This window comes from Kitasatospora sp. NPDC004531 (assembly GCF_053602195.1).
This window is the reverse complement of sequence record NZ_JBSGDD010000068.1, coordinates 25,066-42,403: the sequence shown is the minus strand read 5'-3', so window position 1 is coordinate 42,403 and position 17,338 is coordinate 25,066. Positions and strand designations below refer to the sequence as shown.

Genomic DNA, 17,338 nt, shown 5'->3' with positions numbered 1-17,338 from the left:
CCCGTTCCAACACCCAGGCGAGGCGAGCGCGTTCAGCGAACTCGTGACCGCCGCCTGGCGGGCCACCGCCTGCACCGTCGACCCGCAGGTGCTGCCCGGGCGATTAGCTCAGCGGGAGAGCACTTCGTTCACACCGAAGGGGTCACTGGTTCGATCCCAGTATCGCCCACCGAGCACAACAGTGAAGGCCCCGACCACCAGGTCGGGGCCTTCACTGCTGTCGGGCCGTCAGGCCGCCAACTCGCAGGCGTGGCCCGGCTCCAGACGCTCACCACAGCGGCAGCGGGCCGGCCGCAGCGGCCACGCCGTGTCCACCCGCTCCGGTGCGCCCGCCCGTTCGAACCAGCGCTCCAGGCCGCGCGCCTGCGCCGCGTGCCACACCGCCTGCCGCAGGTGCAGCTCCGCCGGCGACAGCCCGCCGAGGCGCCCCGCGTGCCGGGACGCCACCGCCCGCACCAACTCCAGCGCCGCCAACGCGTCCGCCGCCGCGTCGTGCGCGCCCACCAGCGAGACCCCGTAGTGCGCGCACAGGTCGGTCAGGGTGCGTCGGCCCTTGCGGTAGCGGTCCAGCTGCTTGTCCAACACCCGCGGATCCAGCACCAGCAGCTCCGCGCCGCCCAGCACCTCCGTCAGCGAACCCGCCCCGTGCCGGCGCAACTCCCGGTCCAGCAGCGTCAGGTCGTACGGGGCGTTCATCACCACCAGCGGCACCCCCGCCCGGGACTGCTCGGCCAGCGCGAGCGCCACCTCCACCGCCACCGCCCGCGGCGAACGGCCGTGCGCCCGCACCCGTTCGTCCGAGATGCCGTGCACCGCGCGGGCCTGCTCGGGGATCGGCACGCCCGGATTCGCCAGCCAACTGCGCACGGCCGCCGCCCCGCCCGGCGCGGACTGCACCACCAGGGCGGCCGAGACGATCCGGTCGTGCTCGACGTCCACCCCCGTGGTCTCGGTGTCGAAGGACGCCAACGGGCCGTGGAACCAGGAACGGAGCTGCTGCATGACGCCTCCTCGGACGCCGCGCGAACCCTTGCCGGACGGCGCTCCCACCGAGGACCGGTGGAGCGCCGCACCGTGCCGAAGTGATACCGCAGTTGACGCCCGGTCAACCCCCGACCGCGACGATTTGTGGCAGAAAGTGACCGAACGATCACCGCGGCCGCCAAGGGCCGTGGCGACAGGGACCTGGCCCGGCTCGGTACCATGCACAACGCAGCGGTTGTGCTGCACCCCAAAGCCAGAACGTCAGGAGAGACCGGTGACGGACGTCCGGATCATCATCAACCGCGAACCCGATCGGGAAGAGCGCGTGGTGACCACGGGCACTACGGCCGCCGAGCTCTTCGCCGACGACCGCGCCGTGATCGCCGCCCGGGTCGGCGGCCAGCTCAAGGACCTCGCCTACGCCGTCCAGGACGGCGACGAGGTCGAGCCCGTCGAGATCTCCAGCCCCGACGGCCTCGACATCCTGCGGCACTCCACCGCGCACGTGATGGCCCAGGCCGTCCAGCAGGTCTTCCCGGAGGCCAAGCTCGGCATCGGCCCGCCCGTCCGCGACGGCTTCTACTACGACTTCGACGTCGAGAAGCCGTTCCACCCGGACGACCTCAAGACCATCGAGAAGCGCATGCAGGAGATCATCAAGCGCGGGCAGAAGTTCTCCCGCCGCGTGGTCACCGACGAGGCCGCCCGGGAGGAGCTCGCCAAGGAGCCCTACAAGCTGGAGCTGATCGGCCTCAAGGGCTCCGCCGCCACCGCCGGCGAGGGCGCCGACGTCGAGGTCGGCGCCGGCGAACTCACCATCTACGACAACGTCGACCCGAAGACCGGCGACGTCTGCTGGGGCGACCTCTGCCGCGGCCCGCACCTGCCCAGCACCCGGCACATCCCGGCGTTCAAGCTGATGCGCTCCGCCGCCGCGTACTGGCGCGGCAGCGAGAAAAATCCCATGCTGCAGCGCCTCTACGGGACCGCGTGGCCCACCAAGGAAGAGCTGAAGGCCCACCTCGACTTCCTGGAGGAGGCCGCCAAGCGCGACCACCGCAAGCTCGGCACCGAGCTCGACCTGTTCTCCATCCCCGAGCAGATCGGCTCCGGCCTCGCCGTCTTCCACCCCAAGGGCGGCATCATCCGCCGCACCATGGAGGACTACTCGCGCAAGCGGCACGAGGAAGAGGGCTACGAGTTCGTTTACACCCCGCACGCCACCAAGGGGAAGCTGTTCGAGACCAGCGGCCACCTCGACTGGTACGCCGACGGCATGTACCCCCCCATGCAGCTCGACGAGGGCACGGACTACTACCTCAAGCCCATGAACTGCCCGATGCACAACCTGATCTTCGACGCGCGCGGCCGCTCGTACCGTGAACTGCCGCTGCGCCTGTTCGAGTTCGGCACCGTGTACCGGTACGAGAAGTCCGGCGTGGTGCACGGCCTGACCCGCGCCCGCGGCTTCACCCAGGACGACGCGCACATCTACTGCACCCGCGAGCAGATGGCCGACGAGCTGGACCGCACGCTGACCTTCGTGCTGGACCTGCTGCGCGACTACGGTCTGAACGACTTCTACCTGGAGCTCTCCACCAAGGACGAGACCAAGTTTGTCGGCAGCGACGACGCGTGGGAGGAAGCCACCGCGGTTCTGGCGAGTGTGGCCGAGAAGCAGGGCCTGCCGTTGGTGCCGGACCCGGGCGGCGCGGCCTTCTACGGCCCGAAGATCTCGGTGCAGGCGCGGGACGCGATCGGCCGCACCTGGCAGATGAGCACCATCCAGCTGGACTTCAACCTGCCGGAACGTTTCGAACTCGAGTACACCTCGGCGGACGGCTCGCGGCAGCGGCCGGTGATGATCCACCGTGCGCTGTTCGGCTCGATCGAGCGCTTCTTCGCGGTGCTGCTGGAGCACTACGCGGGCGCGATGCCGCCGTGGCTGGCCCCGGTCACCGTCACCGGCATTCCGATCACCGACGAGCACGTGCCGTACCTGCTCGACGTGGCGGCCGAGTTGAAGAAGCACGGGATCCGGGTCGACGTCGACACCTCGGACGACCGGATGCAGAAGAAGATCCGCAACGCCCAGAAGTCGCGTGTGCCGTACATGCTGATCGCGGGCAACGACGACGTCCAGGCCGGCGCGGTGTCGTTCCGGTACCGCAACGGCGAGCAGAAGAACGGCGTGCCGCGTGACGAGGCGATCGCCGAGATCGTTGAAGCGGTGCGGAGCCGGGTTCAGGTCTGACAGCTCTCTGCGAAAGCGGAGGTGAGTCGGTTCCGTTCATGCTGATTGCGGGAAACGGCGAAACCTCTGGGACCCTGAGTGCGGGGCAGTCTCCTTCGGGAGTCTGCCCCGCACTGCTCGTTTCGCCAGGTGCGGCGCTTATGCTGGCGGGCATGACGAGTGAGCCGGAACTGCAGCGGGGCGTGGGGGAGCCGGACGGCTTCCGTCGCCTGTGGACACCTCATCGGATGGCGTACATCCAGGGCGAGAACAAGCCCACCGGGCCGGCTCCGGACGACGGTTGCCCGTTCTGTTCGATCCCGAAGCTGAGCGACGAGGACGGGCTGATCGTGCAGCGCGGCGAGTCGGTGTTCGCGGTGCTGAACCTGTACCCGTACAACGGCGGGCACTTGATGGTGGTGCCGTACCGGCACGTCGCGGACTACACGGAGCTGGACGGGCCGGAGACGGCGGAGCTCGGGGAGTTCACCAAGAAGGCGATGACGGCGCTGCGGGCGGCGTCGGGGGCGCACGGGTTCAACATCGGGATGAACCAGGGTGCGGCCGCGGGGGCCGGGATCGCGGCGCACCTGCACCAGCACGTGGTGCCGCGCTGGGGCGGGGACACCAACTTCATGCCGGTGGTGGGGCACACCAAGGTGCTGCCGCAGCTGCTGGCGGACACCCGGAAGGTGCTGGCCGAGGTCTGGCCGGTTTGATGCGCTGACGGAGCACGCGGCAGGGGCCGTACGGGAGTTGTTCCCGTACGGCCCCTGTCCGTTGTGCGCTGGCCGGTCAGCCGGCGTCGTACTTGTCGGCGCGGAACGGGCGGGCGCCCTGCATCTCGGCGCGGATCGAGTTGGAGCGGCCGGCGATGCGGTCGGTGGCGACGTCGTGCTCGTCGAGGAACTCGACCACGGCGGCGTGGATCAGGCCGACCACGGGGGTGGGGATGTACAGCGCGTCGTCGGACTTGAAGCGGCTGTTCCAGGCGGGGTCGGCCCAGGCCTGGCGCAGGCAGAGGGGTTCGGGGAGGCCGATGGAGCCGCCGAGCCACTTCTGCAGGCTGGGGATCTTGTGGAGCGGGGCGCGGACGGCCTGCCGGACGATCTCGTCGTCGGTGACGATCGGCAGCGGGACGGAGCGGGTCTCCCAGAACCGGAGGGTCTTGGGGACGTCCTTCTCGGGGTTCTTGGGCTTGGCGCCGAAGTAGCCGGCGATCGGGCCGAGCGCGTGCGCCGTCGCGGTGACCTGCAGGCTGTGCGAGAGGACCATCACGCTGACCACCACGGTGGTGATCAACTGGCCCTTGTGGAGCACGAACTGGACGGCGATGCGGTGCCGGGTGTCGGTGCCGACGCTCTGCTTGTTGGCGAGTTCGGCGACGGCGAAGTCGCGCATCCGGTCGCCGTCCATCTCGGCGCCGGAGGGGCGGCCGATCTCGTCGGCGCCCTCGCCGGTGTCGAGCACCACCCAGTGGCTGATCTGCGGCCTGGGCAGGCCGCCGTTGGGGACTTCGGAGCCGCTGAGGGCGCCGAGGCGGTCGGCGATCCGGCGGGCGAGGTCCCAGACGTGGAAGGTGCGGAAGTCGGGGTGGCCCTCGGCGGGGCGGAGGTCCTCGCGCAGCGACCACTCGGCCCAGCGGGCGCCGATGCCGAGGATGCCCTTGGCGCCGGCGTAGTGCTGGACGTTGGTGCTCTGCTCGCGGGTGAGGCGGTCGAGGCCGGCCTTGAGCTCGTTGGCCTTCTTGTCGAGGTCGTCCTTGGGGACGGCCTTGGGGACGACGGCGGCGACGGCGCTGCCGCCGACCAGTTCGGCCCAGCGGGCGCGCTGCTGCATGACGGAGGCGATCACGGTGCGCCGGGCGAGGTACCAGCCGAGCACCGGGCCGATCATCACCACGCGGCAGTAGAGGCCGAGCAGGCCGTGGAACGGCGGGCGGACGGCCAGGAACAGGGTGAGCGCGGCGGCGGCCAGCAGGGCCATGGTGCCGATGAAGCCGTCGCGGGCGGCGGACTTCTTGGTGCCGAGCCAGGCGCGGGCCTGGTACGCGGCGAGCCAGACCAGCGTGCCGGGCAGGAACAGCAGGCCGCAGACCAGGCTGAGCATGGAGAGCCGGCGGTCGCGGGCCTCGCGCAGGTCCTGGGCGGCGAGGCAGTGCTCGACCACCATCCGGACGTCGGTGCCGTGCGAGGGCACGATGGGTTTGCGTCCGCCGCCGAGGGTGCGGTCGATCAGGGCGCGGCTGAACGCCTCGCCGGCGCTGGGCCGGAACAGGGCGAACTTGCCCTTCTTGACGCTCACTCCGGCGAGCGCCTCGAGTTCGTTGTAGTCGCCGGTGCGGTAGGCGGCGGAGGAGAACGCCTGGGTGACCGCGGTCTGATGACCGACGTCCGTCCGTGGTACCTGCGCGCCCGGCGTCATGTCGAGCTGAGTCACCTGAGCAGCTCCTCCTCCCCTGATGGTCTGCCGCAGGGTACCGCGCGGCGGCCCGCTCGTGCGGATCATCGACTGATCCTGGGTCACATCTCGGCCGTGGGTGGCCGGTTCGTGGAGATGCTGCCCCGTCGCGGGGGGTTCGACGCGCACCCCCGGGTTTGTCGGCCGGAACGGGTGGGAGGAGGATCGCGGCATGACGAGTGCGTTCGCGCCGGGTCCGGTGCTGGTCTTCGACGGTGACTGTGCGTTCTGTTCGAGCTGTGTCCGGTGGGCGGAGCGCTACCCGCGGCAGAGCCTGTCCTCGGCGGGGTGGGAGGCGGTGGCGTTCCAGTTCGCGGACCTGGAGGCGCTGGCGGAGTTCACCGGCGGGCAGGTGAGCGAGGAGCGGGCCGCCCGCGAGGTGCTGTGGATCACGCCGGACCGCAAGGTGTACGGCGGGGCGCAGGCGGTGGCGCGGCTGCTGATGCGGTCGGGCGGCGCGTGGGCGTGGGCGGGCGGCCTGCTGGCGCTGGCGCCGGTGCGGCCGCTCGCGGAGGTCGCCTACCGCTGGGTGGCGCGGCACCGGCACCAGATGCCGGGCGGCACCAAGGCGTGCGCGCTGCCGCGCCGTTCGTAGGTCTCTCAGCCCGCCGTGGCGTACTGGGCGGCGAGCTGCGCGGGCATCGGGGAGTGGCGCAGGTAGCTGCGGGTGAACCGGCCGGTTCCGTGCGACAGCGAGCGCAGGTCGAGCGGGTAGCGGGTGAGTTCGAGTTCGGGGACTTCGGCGCGGACCAGGCTCAGGCCCGGTCCGCCGATCTCGGTGCCCAGGACGTGGCCGCGGCGGGCCGACAGGTCGGTGAGGACGGCGCCCTGGTACTCGTCGGGGAGGAGTACCCGGACTTCGTCGACGGGTTCCAGGACCCGGACGTCGGTGTGTTCGGCGGCCTCCTTGAGGGCGAGGGCGGCGGCGGTCTGGAAGGCGGCGTCGGAGGAGTCGACGGAGTGCGCCTTGCCGTCGGTGAGGGTGACCCGGACGTCGGTCATCGGGTGGCCGTGCAGGCCGTGGGCGAGTTGGGCGCGGACGCCCTTCTCGACGGACGGGACGAAGTTGCGCGGGACGGCGCCGCCGACGACGTGGTCGACGAATTCGAAGCCGCCGCCGGGCAGCGGTTCCACGGTGAGGTCGCAGATCGCGTACTGGCCGTGGCCGCCGGACTGCTTGACGTGCCGCCCGTGGCCGCTGGCGGGGGTGGCGAAGGTCTCCCGGAGGGCGACCTCGTAGGGGACGGTCTCGACGTGGACGCCGTGCCGGTCGGCCAGCCGGTCGAGGGTGACGGCGAGGTGGGCCTCGCCGGTGCACCACAGCACGAGCTGGTGGGTGTCGGGGTTCTGTTCGACGCGCAGCGCCGGGTCCTGGGCGGCGAGCCGGCCGAGGGCCTGGGAGAGCTTGTCCTCGTCGGCCTTGGAGCGGGCCCGGACGGCGGTGGGCAGCAGCGCCTCGGGCAGCGGCCAGGGCGGCAGCACGGTGTGGTCGGTGGACAGCGTGTCGCCGGTTCGGGCGGTGTTGAGCTTCGCGACGGTGACGAGGTCGCCGGCGACGGCCTGCGGGACGGGCCGCAGCTGGTGGCCGAAGGGGCTGTGCAGGCCGGTGAGGCGTTCCTCGGTGCCGTCGGGCAGGTGCGCGGTGGTGTCGGGGTGCAGGGTGCCGGTGAACAGCCGCAGCAGGCTGAGCCGGCCGAGGTAGGGGTCCTCGCCGGACTGGACGACCTGGGCGGTGAGGGGCGCGTCGGGGTCGGCGGCGGGGAGGCCGTCGGCGCGGTCGGCGGGGGACGGGAAGGCGGTGGCGACCAGGTCGAGCAGGGCGTCGCAGCCGGTGCCGTCGGGGGCGGTGGCGAGGACGGGGTGCAGGGCGCCGGCGAGGAACTCGCGGCGCAGTCCGGCGGTGAGCGCGGCGGTGTCGAGGTCGGCGCCGTCGAGGTAGCGCTCCATCAGGGTGTCGTCCTCCCCGGCCAGGGCCTCGACCAGGCGGGCGCGTTCGGCGGTGAGGTCGCCGGGGTCGTCCGGTTTGCCGTAGGCGCGGCCGGTGAGCAGGTCGGTGGAGCCGTGCAGGTGTCCGTCGCGCAGGTCGGGGTGGTGCAGCAGGCGGACGGTGTCGGGGGTGCCGAGGGTGTCCTGGAGCATCCGCAGGACGTCGTCGAGGCGGACCCGGGCGGTGTTGAGGTGGGTGAGGGCGAGGGCGCGCGGCAGGCGGGCGTCCTCGCACTGGCGCCACAGGGCCTGGACGGGGCGGGGGACGCTCTCGTCGGCGGCGGAGTGGACGAAGACGGCGGCCTCGGCGGCGCGCAGGGCGGCGTGGAGTTCGCCGGCGAAGTCGGCGTAGCCGGGGGTGTCCAGCAGGTTGACGGTGAGGTCCTGCCAGGGGAGGGGGAGGAGCGCGAACTGGACGGAGCGCTGCTGTTGGTGCTCGATGTCCTCCCAGTCGGCGGCGGTGGTGCCGTCGGGGACGGTTCCGGGCCTGGTCAGGGCGCCGGCGGTGACGGCGAGGGCTTCGGCGAGGGTGGTTTTGCCGGCTCCGCCGGCCCCTACCAGGGCGACGTTGCGGAGCCGGCCCGGTCGGTCGACCGGTGTGCTGGGGGTGTGGGCTGCCCGGTCCGGCATGGCTGGCCTCCTGCCGCTCGATCAGCGTGGATACCATTGTCCAGCCGGGCGGGGCCATCCGCGCGGCCGCCCGGCGGGCAAGCGGCTCGCGGGTGCCAATCCGAGGAGCGGAGCGGACCGGAAGGCCATGCTCAACAAGTACGCGCGTGGCTTCTTCACACGTGTCCTCACCCCGTTCGCGGCGATGCTGCTGCGCTGGGGTGTCAGTCCGGATGCGGTCACGCTGATCGGAACGGCCGGCTCGGTGGCGGGCGCCCTGGTGTTCTTCCCGCGCGGGGAGTTCTTCTGGGGCACGATCACCATCACGCTGTTCATCTTCTCCGACCTGGTGGACGGCAACATGGCCCGCCAGGCCGGTCGGTCCAGCAAGTGGGGGGCGTTCCTGGACTCCACGCTCGACCGGGTCGCCGACGCGGCGATCTTCGGCGGTCTGGCGATGTGGTACGCCGGCAAGGGCGACAACGACATCCTGTGCGCCGTGTCGATGTTCTGTCTGGCGAGCGGCCAGGTGGTGTCGTACACCAAGGCGCGCGGTGAGTCGCTGGGCTTCCCGGTGGACGTGTCGGGGCTGGTGGAGCGGGCCGAGCGGCTGGTCATCAGCCTGGTGGCGGCCGGGTTCGCGGGCCTGCACAAGTTCGGGGTGCCGTACATCGAGTGGCTGCTGCCGATCGCCCTGTGGGTGGTCGCGGCGGGCAGCCTGGTGACGGTGGCGCAGCGGATGCTGACGGTGCGCCGGGAGTCGGCGGAGCTGGAGGCGGCGGGCGCCGCCGAGGGGGGCAAGTGAAGGAGCGGTTGGTCGACGCGGCCTACGCGGCCGGCTGGGCGGGGCTGAAGCACCTGCCGGAGCCGGTGGCCCGGGGCCTGTTCAACACCATCGCCGATGTGGCGTGGCGACGGCAGGGCAAGGGGGTGCGGCAGCTGGAGGCCAACCTGGCGCGGGTTCATCCGGGCGCGGACGCGATACGGCTGCGGGAGCGGTCCCGGGCCGGCATGCGCTCGTACATGCGGTACTGGATGGAGTCGTTCCGGCTGTCGACCTGGAGCCCGGAGCGGATCGCCCGGGGCATGCAGGTCAAGGGCCTGGAGCAGTTGAACGAGGCGATGGCGGCGGGGCGCGGCGCGGTGCTGGCGCTGCCGCACATGGCGAACTGGGACTTGGCGGGGGCGTGGATCGCGTCGGCGGGCGGGTTCCCGTTCACCACGGTCGCGGAGCGGTTGAAGCCGGAGTCGCTGTTCGACCGGTTCGTGGCGTACCGGGAGAGCCTGGGCATGGAGGTGCTGGCGCTGACCGGCTCCGACGTGTCGGTGGTGGGGACGCTGGCGCGGCGGCTGCGGGACGGCAAGCTGGTGTGCCTGGTCGGTGACCGGGACCTGTCGGCGGCCGGGATCCAGGTGGACTTCTTCGGCGAGCCGACCCGGATGCCGGCCGGTCCGGCGATGCTGGCGCAGCGCACCGGCGCGGCGCTGTTCCCGGTGTCGCTCTGGTACGACGGGCCGGTGCTGCGCGCGGAGGTGCACCCGGAGGTGGCGCCGTCCGGCGAGGGCGAGCGGCAGGCGCAGGTCGCGGCGATGACGCAGGCGATGGCCGACGTGTGGGCGGAGGCGATCCGGGAGCACTCGGTGGACTGGCACATGCTGCAGAAGCTGTGGTTGGCGGACCTGACGCCGCGGAGGGCCGAGGCATGAGGATCGGCGTGGTCTGCCCGTACGACTGGGACGTGCCGGGCGGTGTGCAGTTCCACATCCGGGACTTGGCGGAGCATCTGATCCGGCTGGGGCACGAGGTGTCGGTGCTGGCGCCGGCCGAGGACGAGGAGGCGCTGCCGCCGTACGTGGTGTCGGCGGGGCGGGCCGTCGCGGTGCCGTACAACGGGTCGGTGGCGCGGCTGAGTTTCGGCATCCTGTCGGCGGCGCGGGTGCGGCGGTGGCTGCGCGAGGGGCGGTTCGACGTGCTGCACGTGCACGAGCCGAACTCGCCGTCGCTGTCGATGCTGGCGGCGTGGGCGGCGTCCGGGCCGATGGTGGGGACGTTCCACACTTCGAACCCGCGCTCGCGGGCGATGCTCGCGGCGTCGCCGATCCTGCAGCCGGGCCTGGAGAAGATGTCCGGTCGGATCGCGGTCTCCGAGTACGCGCGGCGCACCCTGGTGGAGCACCTGGGCGGCGACGCGGTGGTGATCCCGAACGGTGTGGACGTGCGGTTCTTCGCGGACGCCGAGCCGGATCCGAAGTGGCAGGGCGGCGCGTCGGAGGGCGGGCCGGGCACGATCGGCTTCATCGGCCGGATCAACGAGCCCCGCAAGGGCCTGCCGACGCTGCTGGCGGCGCTGCCGCGGATCCTCGCCGAGCGCCCGGGCGTGCGGCTGCTGGTGGCCGGCAAGGGCGACGAGGAAGAAGCGGTCGCGGGTCTGCCCGCCGAGGTGCGGGCCCAGGTCGAGTTCCTCGGCATGGTCTCGGACCGTGACAAGGCGCGGCTGCTGCGCAGCGTCGACCTGTACGTGGCGCCGAACACCGGCGGCGAGTCGTTCGGCATCATCCTGGTCGAGGCGATGTCGGCGGGTGCGCCGGTGCTGGCCAGCGACCTGGACGCGTTCCGCCAGGTGCTGGACGGCGGCGCGGCCGGCGAGCTGTTCCCGGTGGAGGACGCGGACGCGCTGGCCGCCGCCGCGGTGAAGCTGCTCGGCAGCCCGGAGCGGCTGGCGGCGCTGCGCGAGGCCGCGTCCCGGCACGTGCGGCGGTTCGACTGGGAGACGGTCGGCGCGGAGGTGCTGTCGGTGTACGAGACGGTCACTGATGGTCGACCTCCGGTAGCAGAAGCCGAACCGTCCGGCTGGCGTACGCGTCTTGGTCGCTGAACCACCCTGCTCGCGAGAGGTACCACCATGCCGCTGATCACCGTCGACTACACCGACCGGCTCGCCGACTGCTTCGACCGGCGCGGATTCGGGCTGGCCCTGAACCGGCTGGCGGTGAAGCTGATCGACGCCAAGCCGGAGGCCTGCAAGACGCGTTTCCGGCGCACCGAGGAGGCGGTGGTCGGCGCGGACGCGGAGACCTTCGCGCTGGTGGTGATCGAGTTCGAGATCTTCCCGGGCCGCTCGGCGCAGGCCAAGGCGGCGCTCGCCGAGGCGACGGTGGCGGCGCTGCCCGAGTACCTGGGCGCCGATCCGGGGGCGGTGCAGGTGGCGGTGTCGGTCACCGAGACCGATCCGGAGTCGTACCGCTCGGCGGTGTTCGGCGGCTGAGCCCGGTACCGTAACGCCCCGTGACTACCTGGATCTGGGCCCTCGCGGCCGTCGTACTGTTCGCCGTCTACCTGAGCTGGACGGCGGGCAGGCTCGACCGGTTGCACGCCCGGATCGACGCCGCCCGGGCCTCGCTGGACGCGCAGCTGCTGCGCCGGGCGTCGGTGGCGATGGAGCTGGCGACCTCCTCGCTGCTCGATCCGGCGGCGTCGATCCTGCTGCTGGAGGCCGCGCACGGGGCCCGGCAGGCGCAGGACGAGCAGCGCGAGGTGGCGGAGAGCGAACTCAGCCTCGCGCTGCGCGCCGTGCTGGACGAGCCGGAGCAGGTCGCGGCGCTGCGGGCGGCCCCCGGCGGGGAGGACGCGGTGCGCGACCTGGTGGAGGCGGTGCGCCGGGTGCCGATGGCGCGGCGCTTCCACAACGACGCGGTGCGGGCGGCCCGTGCGGTGCGCGAGCACCGGCTGGTGCGCTACTTCCGGCTTGCGGGCCGGGCGCCGTTCCCCATGGCGTTCGAGATGGACGACGAGCCGCCGACCGCGCTGACCCCGGAAGGCGCGCCCGCGTAGGCTGAGCCCGCTTTTTGCCCACTGTTCCCCGGCCGCTGTGCGCTGGCCTGATTGTCGTATGTCACGAGTAGCTCTGGACCATGTGGCGTATGGGTCCGGACCCCCTCGGGCCTACGATAGGTCGATAGCACCGGTTCATTCCTGAGTGAGGTCTTACGTGTCCATCACCCCCACCACCGCAGACCAGCCGCAGATCGGCACCGCCCGGGTCAAGCGCGGCATGGCCGAGCAGCTCAAGGGCGGTGTGATCATGGACGTGGTCAACGCCGAGCAGGCGAAGATCGCCGAGGACGCCGGCGCGGTCGCCGTCATGGCGCTGGAGCGGGTGCCCGCCGACATCCGCAAGGACGGCGGCGTGGCCCGGATGTCCGACCCGAACATGATCGAGGAGATCATCGACGCGGTCTCCATTCCGGTGATGGCCAAGTCCCGCATCGGCCACTTCGTCGAGGCGCAGGTCCTGCAGTCGCTGGGCGTCGACTACATCGACGAGTCGGAGGTGCTCACCCCGGCCGACGAGATCAACCACTCCGACAAGTGGGCCTTCACCACCCCCTTCGTCTGCGGCGCCACCAACCTGGGCGAGGCCCTGCGCCGCATCGCCGAGGGCGCGGCCATGATCCGCTCCAAGGGCGAGGCCGGCACCGGCAACGTGGTCGAGGCCGTCCGCCACCTGCGCCAGATCAAGAACGAGATCGCCAAGCTGCGCGGCTTCGACAACAACGAGCTGTACGCCGCCGCCAAGGAGCTGCGCGCCCCGTACGAGCTGGTCCGCGAGGTCGCCGAGCTCGGCAAGCTGCCGGTCGTGCTGTTCTCCGCCGGTGGCGTGGCCACCCCGGCCGACGCCGCGCTGATGCGCCAGCTGGGCGCCGAGGGCGTCTTCGTCGGCTCCGGCATCTTCAAGTCCGGCGACCCGGCCAAGCGCGCCGCCGCCATCGTGAAGGCCACCACCTTCTACGACGACCCGAAGATCATCGCGGACGCCTCCCGCAACCTGGGCGAGGCCATGGTCGGCATCAACTGCGACACCCTGCCGGAGTCCGAGCGCTACGCCAACCGCGGCTGGTAAGCACTCGGGGGCCGTCCGGCCCGTTCCTCCCGGCTCCGGCCCGCCGCGCGAGCAATCGGCGCGGCGGGCCGCTCCGTGGGCCCTCCCGGCCCGTGGTTCGACATTCGAAGAGGTAGTGACAACCGTGAGCACCCCCACCATCGGCGTCCTCGCCCTCCAGGGCGACGTCCGCGAGCACCTGGTGGCGCTGGCCGCCGCCGACGCGCTGGCCCGGCCGGTCCGCCGCCCCGAGGAGCTCGCCGAGGTCGACGCCCTGGTGATGCCCGGCGGCGAGTCCACCACCATCTCCAAGCTGGCGGTGCTGTTCGGCCTGATGGACCCGCTGCGCGAGCGCGTCCGGGCCGGCATGCCGGTCTACGGCACCTGCGCCGGGATGATCATGCTGGCGGACAAGATCCTGGACGGCCGCGACGACCAGGAGACCGTCGGCGGCATCGACATGACCGTTCGCCGCAACGCCTTCGGCCGGCAGAACGAGTCCTTCGAGACCGCCATCCCGTTCGCCGGCATGGCCGAACCGGTCACCGGCGTCTTCATCCGCGCCCCCTGGGTCGAGTCGGTCGGCGCGGGCGTCGAGGTGCTGGCCGAGGTGCCCGCCGCCGACGGCCCCGACGCCCGGATCGTGGCGGTCCGCCAGGGCAACCTGCTGGCCACCTCCTTCCACCCGGAGCTGACCGGCGACCACCGCGTCCACGAGTACTTCGTCCGGATGGTCGAGGCGGCCGCCCGCTAGGCACGGCGCAGTGACCGTGTGCCACCTCCCAGTGCGGCACCGGTAAGATCTCCCCTGTTCATTTCCCATTGGCGACGAAAAGGAGCTGGCGATGTCCGGCCACTCTAAGTGGGCTACCACCAAGCACAAGAAGGCCGCGATCGACGCCAAGCGCGGCAAGCTCTTCGCCAAGATGATCAAGAACATCGAGGTGGCGGCGCGCACCGGCGGCGGTGACCCCGCGGGCAACCCGACGCTCTACGACGCCATCCAGAAGGCGAAGAAGAGCTCCGTCCCGATCGACAACATCAACCGGGCCGTCAAGCGCGGCTCCGGTGCGGAGGCCGGCGGCGCCGACTACTCGACGATCATGTACGAGGGCTACGGCCCGAACGGCGTGGCCGTCCTGATCGAGTGCCTCACCGACAACCGCAACCGCGCGGCCTCCGACGTCCGCGTCGCGATGACCCGCAACGGCGGCAGCATGGCCGACCCGGGCTCGGTGTCCTACCTGTTCAACCGCAAGGGCGTCGTGATCGTCCCCAAGGCCGACGGCGTGGACGAGGACAAGATCCTGGACATCGTGCTGGACGCCGGCGCCGAAGAGGTCACCGACCTCGGCGAGGCCTTCGAGGTCATCTCCGAGGCCACCGACATGGTCGCCGTCCGCACCGCCCTGGTCGACGCCGGCATCGACTACGACTCCGCCGACGCCAACTTCGTCCCCAGCATGCAGGTCGAGCTGGACGCCGACGGCGCCCGCAAGATCTTCAAGCTGATCGACGCGCTGGAGGACAGCGACGACGTGCAGAACGTCTTCGCCAACTTCGACGTCTCGGACGAGATCATGGCCGAGTTGGACGCCTGAGCCGTTCCCGCTCCCTCCGCCCGGTGGCTGCTCGCGGCCGCCGGGCGGAGGCGTGTCCGGGGACGGCTGTCCGTGGCCGGGGGTAGCCTTCGCAGGTCGGAGAGAGGTGGGGCAGGGCTCGTGCGAGTGCTGGGTGTGGACCCTGGGCTGACCAGGTGCGGCGTCGGAGTCGTCGACGGGCTGCCCGGGCGGCAGTTGGCGATGCTCGGGGTGGGCGTGGTGCGGACGCCGGCGACGGACGACCTCGGGCCGCGACTGCTCGCCGTGGAACGCGGGCTGGAGGAGTGGCTCGACCGCTACCAGCCCGAACTCGTCGCCGTGGAGCGGGTGTTCGCGCAGCACAACGTCCGCACCGTGATGGGCACCGCGCAGGCCTCGGCCGTCGCCGTGCTCTGCGCGACCCGGCGGGGCATCCCCGTCACGCTGCACACCCCCAGCGAGGTCAAGGCCGCCGTCACCGGCTCCGGCCGGGCGGACAAGGCGCAGGTCACCGCCATGGTCACCCGCATACTCCGGCTCGACGCCCCGCCCAAACCCGCCGACGCGGCGGACGCGCTGGCGCTCGCCATCTGCCACATCTGGCGCGGCGGCACCACCAACCGCCTGACGGCGGCGATCCGGGCGCACGAGAGCGGCCGGTGGGTGCACAGCGGGGCGAGCAACCAGGGGCGCGGAGCGGCGGACGACGGCGAGCAGGATCCGCCCGAGCCGCAGGCGGTTGCACCCCGGGCGGCGTACGGCAGAGTGCCCGGCCGGTCGCGCAGTTCCCCGCGCCCCTGACGGCGCGAACCGTCGCAGGTCCCGAAAGAGCTCAACCCCCGAGAGGAAACGACTTCACCGTGATCGCCTTTGTGCAAGGGCCCGTTGCCATGGTCGGCGCCGGGGTGGCCGTGGTGGAGGTCGGGGGAGTGGGGATGGCGGTGCAGTGCACGCCGTCCACGCTGGGCGCGTTGCGGGTGGGGGAGGTGGCGCGGTTGGCGACGTCCCTCGTGGTGCGGGAGGACTCGTTGACGCTGTTCGGTTTCGTGGACGACGACGAGCGGGCCACGTTCGAGGTGCTGCAGGCGGCGCCGGGCGTCGGGCCGAAGCTCGCGCAGGCGATCCTCGGGGTGCACTCGCCGGAGGCGCTGCGGGTCGCGGTGGCGAGCGGGGACGAGAAGGCGCTGATCGCGGTGCCGGGGATCGGCAAGGCGAAGGCGGCGAAGCTGCTGCTGGAGTACAAGGACAAGCTGGGCGCCCCGCACGGGACGGTGCCGGCCCAGAAGCCGGTGGCGACCGGCCCCGCCCCCTGGCACGAGCAGCTGCATTCGGCGCTGGTGGGCCTGGGCTACGCTCCGCGGGAGGCCGACGAGGCGGTGACCCGGGTGACGCCGGACGCCGAGGCACAGGCCACGCCGGACGTGGGCGCGCTGCTGCGCCTCGCGCTGCGCGGCCTGAACCGGGCCCGCTGAATACCGCCGAAGCAATTCGCCGATCTGTCATCAAATCGACAATGGGAGCCGTTTTCCGATGAATCCGTACGAGTCCGAGCCCGCCGACCGCCTGGTGACGGCGTCCGCCGACGGCGAGGACCAGGCGGTGGAGGCGGCGCTGCGACCGCGGCTGCTGGAGGAGTTCATCGGCCAGGAGCGGGTGCGCGAGCAGCTCTCGCTGGTGCTGCAGGCGGCCCGTCAGCGCGGGGCCGCGCCGGACCACGTGCTGCTGAGCGGCCCGCCCGGGCTGGGCAAGACCACGCTGTCGATGATCATCGCGGCGGAGCTGAACGCGCCGATCCGGATCACCTCCGGCCCGGCGATCCAGCACGCCGGCGACCTGGCGGCGATCCTGTCCTCGCTGACCGAGGGCGAGGTGCTGTTCCTCGACGAGATCCACCGGATGTCCCGGCCCGCCGAGGAGATGCTGTACATGGCGATGGAGGACTTCCGGGTCGACGTGATCGTCGGCAAGGGCCCGGGGGCGACCGCGATCCCGCTGGAGCTGCCGCCGTTCACACTGGTCGGGGCGACCACCCGGGCCGGCCTGCTGCCGCCGCCGCTGCGCGACCGGTTCGGGTTCACCGGCCACATGGAGTTCTACGCGCCGACCGAGCTGCAGCGGGTGGTGCACCGCTCGGCGGGGCTGCTGGACGTGGAGATCGACCCGGCGGGCGCGGCGGAGATCGCGGGGCGCTCGCGCGGCACTCCGCGCATCGCCAACCGGCTGTTGCGCCGGGTGAGGGATTTTGCGCAGGTCCGCCACGACGGCCTGATCACCCGGGAGATCGCCGCCCGGGCGCTGGAGGTGTACGAGGTTGACGCGCGCGGACTGGACCGGCTGGACCGCGCGGTGCTGGAGGCGCTGCTGAAACTCTTCGGCGGCGGACCGGTCGGCCTGTCCACGCTGGCGGTCGCGGTGGGGGAGGAGGCGGAGACCGTCGAGGAGGTCGCCGAGCCTTTCCTGGTAAGGGAAGGGCTGCTCGCGCGCACCCCGCGCGGGCGGATCGCGACGGCGGCGGCGTGGCAGCACCTCGGGCTCGTGCCGCCGCAGTCGGCGCGGGCGCCGCGCGGCGCCCAGCCCGAGCTGTGGGCGGACGGCCAGGCATAACC

17 protein-coding genes and 1 tRNA gene are annotated in these 17,338 nt (G+C 72.1%); 15 read left to right on the top strand and 3 right to left on the bottom strand.

Annotated elements, in window-relative coordinates; genetic code table 11:
* Positions 1-97 precede the first annotated feature (97 nt).
* Positions 98-169: transfer RNA gene (locus tag ACWEMJ_RS24480), tRNA-Val, on the top strand.
* A 59-nt stretch (positions 170-228) separates the two neighbouring features.
* Here ACWEMJ_RS24480 and ACWEMJ_RS24475 read toward each other — a convergent pair.
* Positions 229-1,002, bottom strand: coding sequence for an exonuclease domain-containing protein (locus ACWEMJ_RS24475; protein WP_452139255.1), 774 nt, complete (start codon positions 1,000-1,002; stop codon positions 229-231).
* Between the two features lie 256 nt (positions 1,003-1,258).
* On the opposite strand from ACWEMJ_RS24475, the gene thrS reads away from it, so the two are divergent.
* Both thrS and ACWEMJ_RS24465 read left to right on the top strand, forming a co-directional pair.
* Positions 1,259-3,238: a threonine--tRNA ligase gene (gene thrS, locus ACWEMJ_RS24470; RefSeq protein WP_452139254.1), complete on the top strand. Its 1,980-nt coding sequence runs from the start codon at positions 1,259-1,261 to the stop codon at positions 3,236-3,238.
* A gap of 140 nt (positions 3,239-3,378) precedes the next feature.
* A complete protein-coding gene (locus tag ACWEMJ_RS24465; RefSeq protein ID WP_043908607.1) occupies positions 3,379-3,936 on the top strand; it encodes an HIT family protein in 558 nt (185 codons plus the stop codon).
* 76 nt (positions 3,937-4,012) lie between these two features.
* Here the strand turns inward: ACWEMJ_RS24465 and ACWEMJ_RS24460 are convergent, their stop codons facing one another.
* Positions 4,013-5,656 carry a hypothetical protein gene (locus ACWEMJ_RS24460; protein ID WP_452139253.1) on the bottom strand — a complete coding sequence of 548 codons (1,644 nt, stop codon included), beginning with the start codon at positions 5,654-5,656 and terminating at the stop codon, positions 4,013-4,015.
* Positions 5,657-5,849: 193 nt separating this feature from the next.
* On the opposite strand from ACWEMJ_RS24460, the gene ACWEMJ_RS24455 reads away from it, so the two are divergent.
* Positions 5,850-6,272, top strand: a complete 423-nt coding sequence (locus tag ACWEMJ_RS24455; RefSeq protein WP_452139252.1) for a thiol-disulfide oxidoreductase DCC family protein — start codon at positions 5,850-5,852, stop codon at positions 6,270-6,272.
* A 5-nt stretch (positions 6,273-6,277) separates the two neighbouring features.
* On the opposite strand, the gene ACWEMJ_RS24450 is transcribed toward ACWEMJ_RS24455, so the two are convergent.
* Positions 6,278-8,293, bottom strand: coding sequence for an elongation factor G (locus ACWEMJ_RS24450; RefSeq protein WP_452139251.1), 2,016 nt, complete (start codon positions 8,291-8,293; stop codon positions 6,278-6,280).
* Between the two features lie 127 nt (positions 8,294-8,420).
* On the opposite strand from ACWEMJ_RS24450, the gene pgsA reads away from it, so the two are divergent.
* The 11 genes from pgsA to ruvB all read left to right on the top strand — a co-directional run bounded on the left by pgsA (position 8,421) and on the right by ruvB (position 17,336).
* On the top strand, positions 8,421-9,077 hold the full coding sequence (gene pgsA / locus ACWEMJ_RS24445; protein ID WP_452139250.1) for a phosphatidylinositol phosphate synthase: 657 nt from the start codon (positions 8,421-8,423) through the stop codon (positions 9,075-9,077).
* Positions 9,074-9,979, top strand: a complete 906-nt coding sequence (locus ACWEMJ_RS24440; protein ID WP_452139249.1) for a phosphatidylinositol mannoside acyltransferase — start codon at positions 9,074-9,076, stop codon at positions 9,977-9,979. The genes pgsA and ACWEMJ_RS24440 overlap by 4 nt, the downstream gene beginning before the upstream one ends.
* The gene (locus tag ACWEMJ_RS24435) at positions 9,976-11,148 is read left to right on the top strand and encodes a glycosyltransferase family 4 protein (protein ID WP_452139248.1); all 1,173 of its coding nucleotides are present in this window, start codon (positions 9,976-9,978) and stop codon (positions 11,146-11,148) included. Before ACWEMJ_RS24440 ends, ACWEMJ_RS24435 begins: the two co-directional genes overlap by 4 nt.
* A 27-nt stretch (positions 11,149-11,175) precedes the next feature.
* Complete coding sequence (locus tag ACWEMJ_RS24430) at positions 11,176-11,538, top strand: hypothetical protein (protein ID WP_452139247.1); 363 nt, start codon at positions 11,176-11,178, stop codon at positions 11,536-11,538.
* Between the two features lie 20 nt (positions 11,539-11,558).
* The gene (locus tag ACWEMJ_RS24425; protein WP_452139246.1) at positions 11,559-12,104 is read left to right on the top strand and encodes a hypothetical protein; all 546 of its coding nucleotides are present in this window, start codon (positions 11,559-11,561) and stop codon (positions 12,102-12,104) included.
* Positions 12,105-12,261: 157 nt separating this feature from the next.
* The gene (gene pdxS / locus ACWEMJ_RS24420; protein ID WP_452139245.1) at positions 12,262-13,173 is read left to right on the top strand and encodes a pyridoxal 5'-phosphate synthase lyase subunit PdxS; all 912 of its coding nucleotides are present in this window, start codon (positions 12,262-12,264) and stop codon (positions 13,171-13,173) included.
* A gap of 124 nt (positions 13,174-13,297) precedes the next feature.
* Entirely contained in the window at positions 13,298-13,906 is a 609-nt protein-coding gene (gene pdxT / locus ACWEMJ_RS24415; protein ID WP_452139244.1) for a pyridoxal 5'-phosphate synthase glutaminase subunit PdxT, read from the top strand.
* 91 nt (positions 13,907-13,997) lie between these two features.
* A complete protein-coding gene (locus ACWEMJ_RS24410; protein ID WP_452139243.1) occupies positions 13,998-14,753 on the top strand; it encodes a YebC/PmpR family DNA-binding transcriptional regulator in 756 nt (251 codons plus the stop codon).
* Positions 14,754-14,873: 120 nt separating this feature from the next.
* On the top strand, positions 14,874-15,533 hold the full coding sequence (gene ruvC, locus ACWEMJ_RS24405) for a crossover junction endodeoxyribonuclease RuvC (RefSeq protein WP_452139242.1): 660 nt from the start codon (positions 14,874-14,876) through the stop codon (positions 15,531-15,533).
* Between the two features lie 59 nt (positions 15,534-15,592).
* Positions 15,593-16,204, top strand: a complete 612-nt coding sequence (gene ruvA / locus ACWEMJ_RS24400) for a Holliday junction branch migration protein RuvA (RefSeq protein WP_452139241.1) — start codon at positions 15,593-15,595, stop codon at positions 16,202-16,204.
* A gap of 58 nt (positions 16,205-16,262) precedes the next feature.
* On the top strand, positions 16,263-17,336 hold the full coding sequence (gene ruvB, locus ACWEMJ_RS24395) for a Holliday junction branch migration DNA helicase RuvB (RefSeq protein ID WP_452139240.1): 1,074 nt from the start codon (positions 16,263-16,265) through the stop codon (positions 17,334-17,336).
* Positions 17,337-17,338: the final 2 nt, after the last annotated feature.

What these genes read in the sequence shown, in the direction of transcription:
- ACWEMJ_RS24455 (WP_452139252.1), top strand. Translation starts at nt 5,850, where the DNA reads ATGACGAGTGCGTTCGCGCCGGGTCCGGTGCTGGTCTTCGACGGTGAC.
- ACWEMJ_RS24430 (WP_452139247.1), top strand. Translation starts at nt 11,176, where the DNA reads ATGCCGCTGATCACCGTCGACTACACCGACCGGCTCGCCGACTGCTTC.
- ACWEMJ_RS24465 (WP_043908607.1), top strand. Translation starts at nt 3,379, where the DNA reads ATGCTGGCGGGCATGACGAGTGAGCCGGAACTGCAGCGGGGCGTGGGG.
- ACWEMJ_RS24410 (WP_452139243.1), top strand. Translation starts at nt 13,998, where the DNA reads ATGTCCGGCCACTCTAAGTGGGCTACCACCAAGCACAAGAAGGCCGCG.
- ACWEMJ_RS24450 (WP_452139251.1), bottom strand. Translation starts at nt 8,293, where the DNA reads ATGCCGGACCGGGCAGCCCACACCCCCAGCACACCGGTCGACCGACCG.
- ruvB (WP_452139240.1), top strand. Translation starts at nt 16,263, where the DNA reads ATGAATCCGTACGAGTCCGAGCCCGCCGACCGCCTGGTGACGGCGTCC.
- ACWEMJ_RS24435 (WP_452139248.1), top strand. Translation starts at nt 9,976, where the DNA reads ATGAGGATCGGCGTGGTCTGCCCGTACGACTGGGACGTGCCGGGCGGT.
- ACWEMJ_RS24475 (WP_452139255.1), bottom strand. Translation starts at nt 1,002, where the DNA reads ATGCAGCAGCTCCGTTCCTGGTTCCACGGCCCGTTGGCGTCCTTCGAC.
- pgsA (WP_452139250.1), top strand. Translation starts at nt 8,421, where the DNA reads ATGCTCAACAAGTACGCGCGTGGCTTCTTCACACGTGTCCTCACCCCG.